Annotated in this window: 12 protein-coding genes; 4 read left to right on the top strand and 8 right to left on the bottom strand. The window is 62.9% G+C overall.

From position 1 onward, the window contains the following. Positions 1 to 33 precede the first annotated feature (33 nt). Positions 34 to 1,164, top strand: a complete 1,131-nt coding sequence (mnmA, locus tag ACLBXN_RS15970; protein WP_447612790.1) for a tRNA 2-thiouridine(34) synthase MnmA — start codon at positions 34 to 36, stop codon at positions 1,162 to 1,164. Here mnmA and ACLBXN_RS15965 read toward each other — a convergent pair. From ACLBXN_RS15965 to ACLBXN_RS15955, 3 genes are all read right to left on the bottom strand, one after another. Continuing rightward, entirely contained in the window at positions 1,158 to 2,081 is a 924-nt protein-coding gene (locus ACLBXN_RS15965) for a transcriptional regulator (protein ID WP_447612789.1), read from the bottom strand. The genes mnmA and ACLBXN_RS15965 overlap by 7 nt on opposite strands. A 290-nt stretch (positions 2,082 to 2,371) precedes the next feature. Then, the gene (locus tag ACLBXN_RS15960) at positions 2,372 to 4,312 is read right to left on the bottom strand and encodes a sensor histidine kinase (protein ID WP_447612788.1); all 1,941 of its coding nucleotides are present in this window, start codon (positions 4,310 to 4,312) and stop codon (positions 2,372 to 2,374) included. Then, entirely contained in the window at positions 4,313 to 5,005 is a 693-nt protein-coding gene (locus ACLBXN_RS15955) for a LuxR C-terminal-related transcriptional regulator (protein WP_043004610.1), read from the bottom strand. It lies immediately after the preceding gene. 258 nt (positions 5,006 to 5,263) lie between these two features. Between ACLBXN_RS15955 and ACLBXN_RS15950 the strand changes: the two genes are divergently transcribed. Then, positions 5,264 to 5,956 carry a TerC family protein gene (locus tag ACLBXN_RS15950; protein ID WP_343676720.1) on the top strand — a complete coding sequence of 231 codons (693 nt, stop codon included), beginning with the start codon at positions 5,264 to 5,266 and terminating at the stop codon, positions 5,954 to 5,956. Between the two features lie 72 nt (positions 5,957 to 6,028). Here ACLBXN_RS15950 and ACLBXN_RS15945 read toward each other — a convergent pair whose 3' ends face one another. The 4 genes from ACLBXN_RS15945 to ACLBXN_RS15930 all read right to left on the bottom strand — a co-directional run bounded on the left by ACLBXN_RS15945 (position 6,029) and on the right by ACLBXN_RS15930 (position 11,336). Then, positions 6,029 to 6,454 (bottom strand): barstar family protein, encoded by a 426-nt coding sequence (locus ACLBXN_RS15945; protein WP_447612787.1) that lies wholly within the window; start codon positions 6,452 to 6,454, stop codon positions 6,029 to 6,031. 142 nt (positions 6,455 to 6,596) lie between these two features. Beyond that, on the bottom strand, positions 6,597 to 7,016 hold the full coding sequence (locus tag ACLBXN_RS15940) for a ribonuclease domain-containing protein (protein WP_447612786.1): 420 nt from the start codon (positions 7,014 to 7,016) through the stop codon (positions 6,597 to 6,599). 212 nt (positions 7,017 to 7,228) lie between these two features. Beyond that, complete coding sequence (putP, locus tag ACLBXN_RS15935; protein WP_447612785.1) at positions 7,229 to 8,752, bottom strand: sodium/proline symporter PutP; 1,524 nt, start codon at positions 8,750 to 8,752, stop codon at positions 7,229 to 7,231. Between the two features lie 127 nt (positions 8,753 to 8,879). Further along, the gene (locus ACLBXN_RS15930) at positions 8,880 to 11,336 is read right to left on the bottom strand and encodes a transglycosylase domain-containing protein (RefSeq protein WP_447612848.1); all 2,457 of its coding nucleotides are present in this window, start codon (positions 11,334 to 11,336) and stop codon (positions 8,880 to 8,882) included. A 266-nt stretch (positions 11,337 to 11,602) separates the two neighbouring features. Here ACLBXN_RS15930 and ACLBXN_RS15925 point away from each other — a divergent pair, with 266 nt between their 5' ends. Beyond that, on the top strand, positions 11,603 to 12,088 hold the full coding sequence (locus tag ACLBXN_RS15925) for a glutathione peroxidase (protein ID WP_043004613.1): 486 nt from the start codon (positions 11,603 to 11,605) through the stop codon (positions 12,086 to 12,088). 66 nt (positions 12,089 to 12,154) lie between these two features. Here ACLBXN_RS15925 and ACLBXN_RS15920 read toward each other — a convergent pair whose 3' ends face one another. Further along, positions 12,155 to 13,066, bottom strand: coding sequence for a LysR family transcriptional regulator (locus ACLBXN_RS15920; RefSeq protein WP_407714622.1), 912 nt, complete (start codon positions 13,064 to 13,066; stop codon positions 12,155 to 12,157). Between the two features lie 131 nt (positions 13,067 to 13,197). Between ACLBXN_RS15920 and ACLBXN_RS15915 the strand changes: the two genes are divergently transcribed. Further along, positions 13,198 to 14,106 carry a pirin family protein gene (locus ACLBXN_RS15915; protein ID WP_447612784.1) on the top strand — a complete coding sequence of 303 codons (909 nt, stop codon included), beginning with the start codon at positions 13,198 to 13,200 and terminating at the stop codon, positions 14,104 to 14,106. Positions 14,107 to 14,113 lie beyond the last annotated feature (7 nt).

Here is a 14,113-nt window from a genome sequence, read left to right as displayed (position 1 = left end):
GCAGTTGACGGGCGCTGGGATAATCGCATACCTATGAGCAACAAGCAGCGTGTCGTGGTGGGTTTGTCGGGCGGTGTGGATTCCGCCGTCACCGCCTATCTTCTCAAAAAGCAGGGCCATGAGGTCGTCGGCATCTTCATGAAGAACTGGGAAGATGACGACGACAGCGAATACTGCTCGTCGAATATCGATTTTGTCGATGCGGCGGCCGTGGCAGACGTGATCGGCATCGAGATCGAGCACGTGAACTTCGCCGCCGACTACAAGGACCGCGTGTTTGCCGAGTTCCTGCGCGAGTACCAGGCAGGTCGCACGCCCAATCCGGACGTGCTGTGCAATGCGGAGATCAAGTTCAAGGCCTTCCTCGACCACGCCATGCGTCTGGGCGCCGAGAAGATTGCCACCGGCCACTATGCACGTGTGCGCCAGAATCCGTCCACCCAGCTGTTCGAGCTGCTCAAAGGTCTGGATAACAGCAAGGATCAGAGCTATTTTCTGCATCGGCTGAACCAGGCCCAGTTGTCCAAGGCCATGTTTCCCGTGGGCGAGCTGCACAAGACCGAGGTGCGCCGCATTGCCGAGGAGATCGGCCTGCCCAACGCCAGGAAGAAGGACTCGACGGGCATCTGCTTCATCGGCGAGCGCCCGTTCCGCGACTTCCTGAACCGCTACATCAGCAAGGAGCCGGGACCGATCCTGGACGACCGCAACCGCAAGTTGGGCAAGCATGTGGGCCTGTCCTTCTACACGCTGGGGCAGCGTTCAGGTCTGGGCATTGGCGGCGTCAAGGAAAAGGGTGCTGCCCGTGGTGCGGGTGACCATGCGCCCTGGTTTGTGGCGCGCAAGGAAATGGACAAGAACATTCTGCGCGTGGTGCAGGGCCATGACCATCCGCTGCTGCTGTCGCATGCGCTGCTGGCCGATCAGGTCAGCTGGGTGGCCGGCCATGCCCCGGCAGAGGGCAAGGCCTACGGTTCCAAGACCCGCTACCGCCAGCCGGATTCCCCGGCGCTGATTTCCCAGGCTTCCGAGGCGGGCTTCCGCCTGGACTTCCCCGAAGCGCAATGGGCTGTCACCCCTGGTCAGTCCGCCGTGCTCTATGACGGCGATGTCTGCCTGGGCGGCGGCATCATTGCGCAGGTCGATCCCGCAGCCGCTCAGTAATCGCGGTTCTCGTCAAACCATTGCCCGGCCTGCTCATGCGTAAGCTTCAGAGCCAGCGCCGCAGGCAGTTGTGCCAGCTGCTGCACGGCCAGTCCCAGGTCTTCGCGTTCGCTGGTCTCAATGCCTTTGACCGTGTTGAAGCGGGCGGTAAAGGTCGTCAGTGCAGCTTGTACATGGTCAAGGCTGCTGGCCGTGCCGATCTCCTGTTCGGCCAGGTCGTAAGCCGCATACGCGATCCTGGCGCGGGCTGCGGGCCAGCCTGCAAATGGCCGCCCATATTCCTTGTTCCACCATTCGGGCTTGCGTAGCTGGCTGACGGATGTGTAGCCGGCCCAGGGTCGTGCCCTGGTGCGCTCCTTGAGCTGCTGGCGCAGGCGTTTTCCAGCAGCTTCTTCCACGTTGTAGGCGATGAAGGAGTCCAGTTGCGGCCAGGCCTGCAGCGCAGGAAGCTCCGACAGATGGCGCATAAAACGCAGTGATAGCGCCCTGAGCTGCGTGCATGAAGAAAGCTGGGCCAAGTCGCTGTGATTTCCCCACAGGGAAAGCGAATCCAGCTTCGAAAATTGCAGCAGATTCTGCAGCGAAACAGCTTGTTTACCCGCACCGTTGCGCAGCTCCAGCGTACCGACCTGTTTCAGGCAGCCCATGTCGGGCAGCTGGAAGGCTTTGTCGGCCGGGTTCTTGCTGGTGGCCGGGCTCAGACTCAGGCTTTCAGGCAGGCCTGCTGTGACGGTGATTTGCTCCAGATTGCCCTGCAGATGAAGGTGCATGCCCTGCTGCGGCAGCTTCAGGTGGATATGGCCTTGATGGCCGGCCTGCAGATGAATGCTCAGCTCGCGAATCCGTGACTGACTGGCGTCGATATGCACGTCTTGCTGCAGCTGCGGGTACCAGCTGAAGTTTTCGATAGGGCGCAACTGCGACCATGTGAAAAAACCGTGGTCATTCCCGTGTAGTAAAAGCTGCGCGGCCAGGGCGAGCCGGCAGGCGTGGCAAAGGGGTCAAAGCAGTGCCAGAGCACGCAGGCGTCTACTGGCAGCCGCAGGTCGGCGGTTTTCAGCAGCTTCTCGGGGCCCAGGCTCAGACTGCCCTGACCGGGGCTGGTTTTGAGTCTGTGCGGTGCACCTGACGTCAGTTGAAGGGTGAAGATGCCGTCTTCATGCGGTGTTCCGTCGATAAGCAGGGGCATGCAGAAAGCTTAGCGCAGTTACAGCACGCTCTGTGCCGACGGCATGGCACTCTGTACCTCGGTGTGGCGTTGCACCTTGCCGAGCAGCGGCAGGCTGGCGCGCAGCTCGGTGCGGCCGGGGCGGGACTGTATGACCAGAGTGCCCTGCAGGCGCTCCAGACGCGCCAGCATGCTGCGCATACCTACGCCCATGCTGTTGATCTGGGTGCTGTCGAGGTCAAAGCCTGTGCCGTTGTCCTCGATCTGCAACTGCAACTCCCTGGAATCAGGAATCTCCAGCCGAACTTCTACCTGGCTGGCGTGGCTGTGCTTGACGACATTGGTCAAAGCCTCTTCCAGCACGCGGGTCAGCGTCAGACACTGGATGGGGCTGGGCGCGTGAGTCCAGTAGGCGGGCAGGCTCCATTTCACCTGAATGTCCAGCTCCTCGAACAGCCGTGCAAAGCGGTGGCGCAGCGGTGCCAGCCATTGCACGGGTGTCTCTGGAACCTGGATGGCGGCGCTGGTGCCGGTATCAATCATCTGACGCAGGTCGTCACGCATCAGCTTGAGCATGGACAGCACCTGGGCATTGGGCAAGGGAGTGCTGCTTTGCTCGACCAGCGCAATGGAGCGCACCAGAGAGCCTCCCAGCCCGTCGTGCAGATCCTGGGAAATGCGCAGCCGCTCCTGCAGGCGGGAGTGGCTCAGAGCCAGGTGGTGCTCTCTCTCCAGAGTCTGGCTCAGGTCATCGCAGGCCTGGGTGACCGTGAGGCTGAGCTCGTGATTGAAGCGCTCGATGTGGCGCATGCTCTTGACGATCTGTCGCCCCAGCAACCAGGCGATCACCAGCATGCTCATTAAGGTGGTGTAGGGAATCAGCGTCAGATTGTGATCCAGGGCCTTGGTCAGCAGCAGCAGGTCGTGCACGCCGATGGCCAGGTAGAGCACGAAGCAGAGACTGAAAATGATGTGGGCCGGCGTGCGTGTCTGCAGCGCACGCAACGGAAACAGCAGGCAGACCAGAGCGCAAAGACAGAACATCAGCAGCCAGATGGCCTGGCTCAGCGCCATCTGTGCCTCGGGCAAGGTCAGGGCGAACACGGCGCACAGGCTGCACAGGCCGATCAGCATGCGCTCCAGTTTCTTCAGGCTCAACTCTGCAAAACGCAGCGCAAAAATGCAGAACGTGTAGGTAAAGGCGATGAAAATCAGCAAATTGCCTCGGGCGAAGGCCTGCGTGCTGGCAAAGGGCCAGGGATCCGTCATGACGATGAAGCACAGCATCAGTGCCCAGCACAGCAGATTGAGTGCGTACCAGCCATAGAGTTTCTGGTGGCGATGGTGGAGCCAGGCAAATGCAAACAGCAGGCACAGCACCAGGCTGACCGTGATGCAGACCACATAGATGGTGCGCAGGCTCCAGGTAGCCTGTGCCGTCCATTGCTCCAGCTCGGCGGGGTCTCCCAGGCGCAGCCGTCCCAGGCCCGGCGTCTGGCTGCTGATTCCATGGATGCGCACCCAGATGCTGTTACCTTGCTCCTTGAGCAGTGCCTTGGGCAGCAGCCAGTAGCGCGGCATGTTCCAGCTGCGGCTCAGGGGCTCCACCAGCGACTGGTCGCGCCAGATCAGCTCCGAATTCACGAACACCTCGCCCGCCATCACCATGTTGATGACGGCCAGAGCCATGGGTTGGTCGTGCCCGCAGCGGCTTTCCCAGTCGATGCGGTACCAGGCGGCACCGTCATAGCCGGGCCAGCGCTGGCTCCAGTCGTCCAGCGGCGGCACGTCCACCCACTGCAGCAGGGCTGCATCGGGCGGAGGCCCTTCGGGAAAGGCCTTGGCCGATTGGCGGGCCACGATGCGGGGCTCGCAGCGCAGGTCTTGAGGCTTGGTCTCCTGTGCCCAGGCCATGCTGCAGCTCCATCCCAGGATGAGCGCAAATATCAGGCGGAGCATGAGAGCCGTCCGCTCGGGCATTCAGATAAGCAAACCGCGCGCACGGGCCTCGCTGACCGCCTTGGTGCGAGAAGGCACGGCCAGCTTGCGGTAGATGTTTTTCACATGGCATTCCACCGTGTAGCGCGAGAGAAAGAGCGACTCTGCGATCTCCCTGTTGGTCATGCCATCGGCCACCAGCTTGAGGATCTGGATTTCGCGGGCGCTGAGAGCGGCCTCGGGCGGCATCGCCTTGTGCGCTTCCGTGGGCTGGGCCGGCTGCAGCTCGGCAATGATGCGCCGTGCAATGAAAGGGTCGATGGGGGCGCCGCCGCGCAGCACGCTGCGGATGGACAGCGTGACTTCCAGGTCGTCGCGTTCCTTGAGCACATAGCCGTTGGCCCCGGCGCGCAGCGCCGAAAGAATGGCGTCTTCGGTGCTCCAGGCCGAGATGACCAGAATGCCCATTCCGGGGTCTGCGGCACGCAGCTGGCTGATCAGGTCGATTCCGCTGCCGTCGGGAAGTCCCAGGTCCACCAGCGCCATGGCCACCGGATGCTCCGCCAGCTGCGCTCGTGCCTGTTTCAGGGTCCCGCAAAAAATGAGAGCATCATCCGCATACCCGAGGCCGCGCAAAATGCTTTCCAGCCTGTTGCGGATCAGCGGCTCATCCTCCACCACGAGCAAGGGGCTGGGGAGGATGGACTCGGTGGGTAGGGAGAATGTCTCTGCCATATTGTGTGGGGTACCGCTGGTATTGTGGCGTACTGTCACCGAGATCCAGTGGTTTGCCTATCACTGAAAACTGGTAATTTGAGGCGCTTGCAGTGCCTTGCACGGTCCGCAATTCCCATGACGCCAGAAGCAATACGCCGGCAGCGGCCGCCAGAGCCAGTTGGCTAAACTTTCCTGCATGGATAGCTCCCGGCGGTGCAGCCCGGGGCGTTCGTCCGTTCAAGTGGCAACGGACAAAGAACTCAGGAAACTCTCCCCATGGATGTCATGCTCGGTGCCGATTTCTGGATCGGCTTGTTCAAGATTGTCTGGATCAACATCATTCTTTCGGGTGACAACGCGGTGGTCATCGCCCTGGCCGCACGCGGACTGCCGCCCGAGCAGCAGAAAAAAGCGGTCATGCTTGGCTCCGGCGCTGCCGTGGTGCTGCGGATTGCCCTGACGGTAGTCGCTGCCAAGCTGATGCAGCTGCCGTTTGTGGAAGTCATCGGCGGCCTGCTGCTGCTGTGGATAGGCGTGGGCCTGCTCAAGGGCGAAGATGAGGAAGAGGATTCCGGCAGCGTGGCCAGGCAGGGCATGATGGCTGCTGTTCGTACCATCTTGCTCGCCGATCTGGTCATGAGCCTGGACAATGTGATTGCCGTGGCGGCGGCAGCGGGCGGAGACATGCTACTGCTGGTCCTGGGCCTGGCCATCAGCATTCCGCTGGTCATCTTCGGCTCCACGCTGATGATCAAACTGATGGAGCGCTTCCCGGTGATCGTCACTCTGGGGGCTGCACTGATTGGCTGGGTGGCCGGCGAAACCATCACCAGCGACCATCTGCTCGAAGGCTTTGTAGAGGTCAATCCCTGGGCGCATTACGCAGCGGCTGCCTGTGGCGCCGTGCTGGTGATTGCGATGGGCAAGTGGATGCAGCAGAAGGCTGCAGCCCAGGGCAGAACGGCCTGAGCCTCTGGCGCTGAAAGCAAAAACGCCCGTATTCAAGACGGGCGCTTTGTGCAGGAGGTAAGCCGCCAGGGCTTACAGGAAGGAGTAGAAGCAGCGGAAGGAGATCTTGCGTTCTGCCCAGAAGTCTGCGGTGTCGCGGAACACGTCCAGCAGCTGCTCGCGCACTTCCTTGTCGAATTTGGGAGTGGTCGGGATCTGGTCGAGCACCACCACAAAACCGGGCTGAGGGCCCGATTTGTTGATCGGCTCGGTCATGCAGTCATACAGTGCATCCCAGTTCTTGCCAAAGTGCGCTGGCAGGTAGAACTGGGTGGACAGCAGCTCGAACACATCGGCCTTGGTCTGGGCATGGGCCAGATTGGCATACAGGAAATGGGAGCCCAGCGCCTCGGCTGCGGCCTGAAGATCAGGTATGCGGAAGGCACGAATGGATTGCACGATGTTCGGGCGAACATTGCGCAACGGTGCTTCCGAGGGCTTACGAAGTGGCGTGTCCATCTCCGTGATTCTTTCTAAAAACATCAAAACTGGTGGCAGAGGCGGTACTGACAGCGCTGTAGGCTATCTGCGCAAACCGCCGCTGCGGAATTTAAGAGGTCAAGAGCCGCTGTATGGCGGGCCTGCAGAGCGTCTTTGAATGTCATTGAACGATCTGCTGAAAGCTGTTGTAGTGGTCGCCTGTGTAGAAGCAGGCATCGGGCACCTGGGGCTGCAAGCCGCCGCAGACGATGCGCCTCGCACCCCGATTTCTCGCGCCCGGCGTGCGCACCGTGTATTCACGGTAGTAGCCTCTGGCCTGGCGCGGAAGTATGCGCTCACGGTTTCCGAATACCGAGCCGTCCTTGTCGTTCGAGAACGGCCCACCTTGCAGGATGCGACCATAGGTGATGCGGCCTTCGCGGGGCAGGTCGGCCAGGCTCACGGTCTCAAAACCGGAAACGGCGACACCGACTTCGGGCGCTTTGCGCGCCAAAGCCGCAGGGGATGCCAGCGCAAAAGCGGCACCCAGCATCAACGCTAAACCCGTCTGATATACCTTGGCTGCAGCGGCCTTGAGCATTCACTAAACCTTTCAGAATCTCAGGTAATGCCTGAAATTTCGACCCGTAAGTGTGACGGATAGGCCCTGAAAATGCAAGTTGCGCCTATTTTTTGTGCAGTTGCAGGGGCGGCTGCCTGGGCTCTTTCGGCTCCCTCGTCCCGGCCGTTTCGGCAACAAAAAGGCCCTGCCGGCATGGCCGGGCAGGGCCTTGGCGCAGCAGTCCAAGCTGCTTATTCGCCGTGGGCGGCGATTTCGGCTTCCACCTCGCGGTGCTTGGCTGCAATCGTGGCCGAAGGCGCTTTGTCCAGCAGGCTGACTACTACGATAGCAATAGCAGACAACGCAAACCCGGGAACGATTTCATAGAGCTTGAACCACTGGTAATGCTGCCAGACCAGCACCGTGACCGCGCCCACGACCATGCCGGCCAGGGCGCCGTTGCGTGTCATGCGGGCCCAGAGCAGCGAGATCAGCACCAGCGGGCCGAAGGCGGCGCCGAAGCCGGCCCAGGCATTGCTGACCATGCCCAGCACCTTGGCCTTGGGGTCCTGCGCAATGAGGATGGCAATCACGGCAATCGCGAACACCATGGCGCGGCCAAACCAGACCAGCTGCTTCTGGCTGGCGTTCCTGTGCAGAAAGGTCTTGTAGATATCCTGGGTGAGGGCGCTGGAGCAGACCAGCAGCTGGCAGGACAGGGTGCTCATCACGGCGGCCAGCACGGCGGCCAGCAGCACGCCGCTGATCCAGGGGTTGAACAGCAGCTTGGCGACTTCCAGGAAAACCAGCTCGTGATTGCCGTTGACGTTCACCGCGATATCGGGGCGGCTGGCAAAGAACGCAATGCCGAAGAAGCCCACGGCCACGGCGCCGCCCAGGCACAGCACCATCCAGGTCATGCCGATGCGGCGTGCGTTGGGAATGGTCCTGATCGACTCGGCCGCCATGAAGCGCACCAGAATGTGGGGCTGGCCGAAGTAGCCCAGACCCCAGGCCAGCAAGGAGATGATGGCAATCGCCCCCTGGCCCTTGAACATGTCGAAGGCGCCGGTGCGGGCGGTTTCTATGATGGCCGCGCTGGCTCCCACGCCGCCGTCGGCATAGATCACCATCAGCGGCGCGAGGATCAGTGCGGTGATCATCAGCGAGGCCTGGATGGTGTCGGTCCAGCTCACGGCCAGAAAGCCGCCGATGAAAACATAGGCCATGGTGGCCACGGCACCCACCCACAGGGCGGTCTGATAGTCCATGCCGAACATGGATTCGAACAAGCGGGCGCCGGCGACCACACCGGAGGCGCAGTAGACGGTGAAGAACACCAGAATCACCAGCGCAGTGACGATGCGCAGCAGGCTGCTGCCGTCCTCGAAGCGATTGGTGAAGTAGTCGGGCAGGGTCAGCGCATTGCCCACCTTCTCTGTATAGACGCGCAGGCGTGCCGCGACAAAGCGCCAGTTGAGCCAGGCACCGATGCACAGGCCGATGGCGATCCACGAGGCCGACAGGCCGGAGGCAAACACCGCCCCGGGCAGGCCCATGAGCAGCCAGCCGCTCATGTCCGATGCCCCGGCCGACAGGGCCGTGACCACCGAGCCCAGACTGCGCCCGCCCAGAATGTAGTCGGACAGGTTGGACGTGGCTTTGTACCCCGCCCAGCCTATGAGCAGCATGCCCAGCAGGTAGATGGCAAAGGTGACGATGGTTGGCGTATTGGCGGTCATGTCGGCTCCGGGTCGGCGCAGCGCTTTCGGCATGTGGGTTTCATGCCCGGCGAAAACAAATCCGCCAGTGGCCTCCTGGTGGGAGACCTGCTGGCGGGTATCGGTCTGCAATTGGACCAGTTATTCGACAGCCCAGTAGGGCATGTGGCTGAAAACCGCGCTATTGGTTGTCCTGCGGCGCATTCAGTGGCGCCGCTGGTGGCAGCGGTGTACCTATATCGCTCCAGCTTGAAGGCGCGGGGGGTCTGGCCGGTGCCGGCATCAGCTCGCCGGGCGCCAGCCCGGGGCTGCTGTCCAGATCAGGCGGCTGGGCGCTGCTGTCGGCAGGCACCGGCTGGACGGCGGTCGAGGGCGGCGCTGCGGGTGTGCTCTCGATGATGTCGACCTCGCTGCCATTGCTCCTGTTGGGTGCTGGATGTGCGGGAGTCGTCGGCGCTGAATGGTCCTCGTCTGCCGGCCCGCTCCATTCCTGCAGCCTGTCGCGCAGACGGCCCACCAGATCGCTCCACCAGTGGCTGGTGTTGGGTTCGGTGAATCTTGCCTTGGCATTGAGCAAGGGGGAGCGCAGGGCGCGCGACATGAAGTCGCCCACCATGGGCAGGGCGCTGCGCGAACCCTGGCCCCACTGGTCGCTCTTGAGCGTGATGCGCGCATCGTTGAAGCCGGCCCAGGCACCGGCCACGATCTGCGGGTGCATGAGGATGAACCAGCCGTCCGCATTGCCCTGGGTGGTGCCGGTCTTGCCGGCCACATCGGCGCGAATGCCGTATTGCTTGCGAATCGCGCGGCCCGTGCCCTTGTCGATCACGGCGCGCATCATCTCCAGCAGACCGTGGTTCTCCTCCTCGTCCCAGACCTGATCGGGCTTGGGCGGAGTGAATTCGGCCAGCAGCTCGCCGTCGGCATTCTCGATACGGGTGACCAGCTGGGGCGGAATGTAGTGGCCGGAGTTGGCAATGCTGCCGTAAGCGTTGACCATTTCCAGCAGCGTGACGGGGCTGGAGCCCAGCGCCAGCGAAGGTACGGGCTCCAGCGGGCTCTGGCGCACGCCCAGAGCGCGGGCCAGCTTGATGACGCGGTCCATGCCCACTTCCTGGCCCAGCTCGGCCGTGATGGTGTTCTTGGAATAGGCCAGCGCATCGCTGAGTTTCATGGGCACGCCCGTGGGCTCGACGGCATCGCTGGGACGCCATACCTCGCCGCCGGGCAGCTGGATTTCCACGGCCTCGTCCTTGCGCGTGTCGTCGGGTCTGGCGCCGCGCTGCAGGGCCGCACCATAGACAAAGGGCTTGAAGGTGGAGCCGGGCTGGCGACGCGCCTGGGCCACATGGTCGAATGCATCCTGGGCATAGTCGCGGCTGCCCACCCAGGCCAGCACGGCCGAGGTGCGCGGGTCTATGGCCAGAAAGCCGGCCTGCACGCGGGTCTTGTCCTCGCGCAGCTGCCTCATGAATGTCTTGTCGGCCAGCAGCTTCTTGAGCGCTTCTTCTTCGCTGATATCGGAAGGCTTGCCGCTTCTGGCGAGCTTGCGGAAGGCCTCCGTCTCGCGCACCAGCTGCAGTACCAGGGTGTTCTCGGCACTCCAGCCGTCCCGGTGGCTCCAGTTGTTGTTGGCAATGCCCTGCAGCGTTTGCATCTGGCGGTTCACGGCCTGCTGCGCCCAGTTCTGCAGACGTGAATCCAGGGTGGTGCGCACCACCAGACCGTCGGTATAGATGTTGTAGTCATTCTTGTCGGCCCAGGCGATCAGCCATTTGCGCAGTTGCTGGGAAAAATGCGGCGCCATGCCCGTGGGTTCCTCCTGGCGCTCGAAGTCCAGACGCATGGGGCGCTTCTTGAGGCGCTCGAACTCATCGTCCTTGAGCTCGCCGCGCTTGACCATCTGGCTCAGCACGGTGTTGCGCCGGGCAATCGCGCGGTCGGGATTGATCACCGGGTTGTAATAGGCATTGCCCTTGAGCATGCCCACCAGCGTGGCGCTTTCCAGCACCGTGAGCCTGGCCGCCGGCTTGTCGAAATAGGTGCGCGCCGCCATCTCTATGCCATAGGCGTTGTAGAGAAAGGGCACGGTGTTCAGATAGGTCTCGAGAATCTCGTCCTTGGTGTAGAGCGCTTCGATCTTGAAGGCCGTGATCGCCTCCTTGAGCTTGCGGTTCACATTGCGGGCGCGGCCGATTTCCGTGGGGTAGAGATTGCGCGCCAGCTGCTGGGTGATGGTGGAGCCGCCCTGGGGGTTGCCGCCCAGCGTATGGATGACCGACCCCACGGTGCGCGTGAAGTCCATGCCGTGGTGCTCGTAGAAGCGGTGATCTTCGGTGGCCACGAGTGCCTTGACCACGGCGGGCGAAATCTGCTCCAGCGGCACCCACTGGCGGTTGCTGCGCTTGAACTCGCCGATCAGCTTGCCGTCTGCGCTCAGTATCTGCGCGGGCTGCTCTAGCTTGGCCTTGCGGATGTCGCTGATGCTGGGCGTGAACGGAATCAGCAGCAGCACATAGACGACAAACAGCACCGGCAAGGCGGCGGCAAACCACAGCCATTCACGCCGCGTCGGCCAGCGACGCCACCAGGGCAGGCCCGCAATGCGCTGTCCGGCAGTGCTGGCGCGAGCGCGCATCCACAGAGCGGTGGCCTGAGCTACCCATTTTTCTTTCAATTCGTTCAAGGACAAACGCACGTGACAAGGCAGCCCGCCAAGGGCCGCAAGAAGGCAAGACTGCGAAGAATGCCCAAAAAACAGGCGCTCTGCTTGCGGGGATCGGTTTTTCTATGGTCGCAGCCCCGGTATTGTCTCCGTGGCGCGGTTAAGCAGGGTTGTTTCTAGCTGTGAGACAAGTTGCCGACTGCCTTAAGCTTGCGGCTTCGCATTGGCGGGAGAGCAGCATGGCAAACAGCGTTTATGACTTTGAAGCCACCGACATCCAGGGGCGCAGCGTCCCTCTGTCGCAGTACCAGGGCAAGGTGTTGCTGATCGTGAATACCGCCAGCGCCTGCGGCTTCACACCCCAGTACAAGGGATTGCAGGCACTGCACGAGCAATATGCGGACCGGGGCCTGGTGGTGCTGGGCTTTCCCTGCAACCAGTTCGGTGCCCAGGAGAAAGGCTCGGATGACGAGATCGCGAGCTTTTGCGAGCTGAACTTCGGCGTCAGCTTCCCGCTCATGCACAAGATCGAGGTCAATGGCGACGGTGCGCATCCCTTGTACCGCTGGCTGACGTCCGAAGCGCCGGGCGTGCTGGGCACCAAGTCCATCAAATGGAATTTCACCAAATTCCTTGTGGGCCGCGACGGACAGGTGATACGACGCTACGCACCCCAGGACAAGCCCGAGAAGCTGGCAGACGATATCCAGGCGGCTCTGGGCTGATGCTGTCGTTATCGTTTCGATAGCTGACAGCGCTTGTCCAGCAAGTGTTGGAGGCGGTTTTGATGCTCAGTCTTCCGACAAAGTCCTGAAGGATTGGGCCAGATGGTCGAGCAGGGCGCGCACGGCAGGCAGCTGCCCGCGGCGCGAGGCATAGACGGCGTGGATGATCTCGGGCCGCGGCTGCCAGCCCGGCAACACCTGCACCAGTGTGCCGCTGCGCAGTTCCTCGCGCACAAACATATTGGGCAGCTGAACCACGCCGGCACCCAGCACGGCAGCGTCGCGCAGGGCAAGCATGGACTGCGTCACCAGCCTTGGCTGGTGTCTGACCTCGGCACGCACGGCGTCGGGGCCGTGCAGCACCCAGCGGTGAGTTTCCTGCACGCCGCCCATATCCAGGCTGGGCCAGGCCGACAGATCCATGGGCCCGCCGGGCTGGCCCAGGCGCTGCAGCAGCTCGGGTGCGGCCACCAGGCATTGCCGGCGCTCGGCCAGCGTGCGCAGCACCAGATCGCTGTCCTGCAGCGGTGGGGGGCGCACGCGCAGGGCCAGATCCAGCCCCTCGCCGATCACGTCAACGCGCCGGTTGGTCTCGTCCACCTGCAGCTCCACGCGCGGGTACTGGCGCATGAATTCGCCCAGCATGCGGCCCACGCGTGAGGCCAGCAGGGCCACGGGGCAGCTCATGCGCACCTTGCCGCAGGGCTCGGAATGCACCAGCGCCACCGACTCTTCGGCTGCCTCGGCCTCGGTCAGCATGGCGCGGCAGTGCTGGTAGTAGCGCTTGCCCACCTCGGTCACGGCAAAGCTGCGCGTGGAGCGCAGCAGCAACTGCGCGCCCAGGCGCTCTTCGAGCAGCGCCACGCGGCGGCTGAGCTTGGACTTGGGCAGCCCCAGGGCGCGGCCTGCAGGTGCGAACCCACCATGCTCGACCACCTGGGCGAAGTAGTAGAGCTCGTTGAGGTCTGGCAGCTTCATCGTTTTAAAAATAGAACTCTGAGGCTGAATATTGTGGACTACTCAAGCCATCGTTCCAAATTCATACTTCTCCCATGTTCAACACCTGCAGTGACCACCGGGACTGCAGGCCTGCCGCAAGGAGAAATGTCATGCTCAAGAAAATTCTGGGTGTCTACGAAGCCCCCCGTCCCCACTGGGTGGGCAATGGCTTTCCCGTGCGTTCGCTGTTCAGCTATGGCGACCACGGCAAGGCACTGAGCCCATTCTTGCTGCTCGATCACGCCGGTCCCCAGAGCTTCACGCCCACCACGGCGCGGCGCGGCGTGGGCACGCATCCGCACCGCGGCTTCGAGACCGTGACCATCGTCTATGAGGGCGAGGTGGCCCACCGCGACTCCACGGGTGCCGGCGGCACCATTGGCCCCGGCGACGTGCAGTGGATGACGGCGGCCTCGGGCATCCTGCACGAGGAGTACCACTCCGAAGCCTTTGCCAAGAGCGGCGGTCCGCTGGAGATGGTGCAGCTGTGGGTCAATCTGCCGGCCAGGGACAAGATGTCCGCCCCCGGCTACCAGACCCTGCTGAATGCCGACATCCCGCAGGTCGCGCTGCCGGACGGTGCGGGTCATCTGCGTGTCATCGCCGGTGACTACCTTGACAGCAAGGGGGCCGCCTATCGCGGCCCGGCAAGAACCTTCACGCCCATCGATGTCTGGGATGTGAGGCTGAACGCCGGTGCCTCCACCGAGTTGCAGGCCCGGGCCGGCCACACGCTGGCGCTGGTGGTGCTGCACGGCACGCTGATGGTCAACGGCCAGGAGATTGCGCGCGCCGGGCAGCTGGTGCACATGGACCGCGCTGCGGACAGCGTGCATCTGGAAGCCAACAGCGACGTCACGCTGCTGTGGCTGTCGGGCGAGCCGATTGACGAACCCGTGGTCGGCTACGGCCCCTTCGTCATGAACAGCGACGAGGAAATCCAGCAGGCGCTGGAGGACTTCCGCAGCGGTCAGTTCGGCCGCATTCCGGCGGCTGAGCGCCCTGGCGCAACCGCCTGAGCGGGTT

This window comes from Comamonas sp. C24C (genome assembly GCF_053345995.1).
This window is presented reverse-complemented; position numbering and strand designations above follow the sequence as displayed.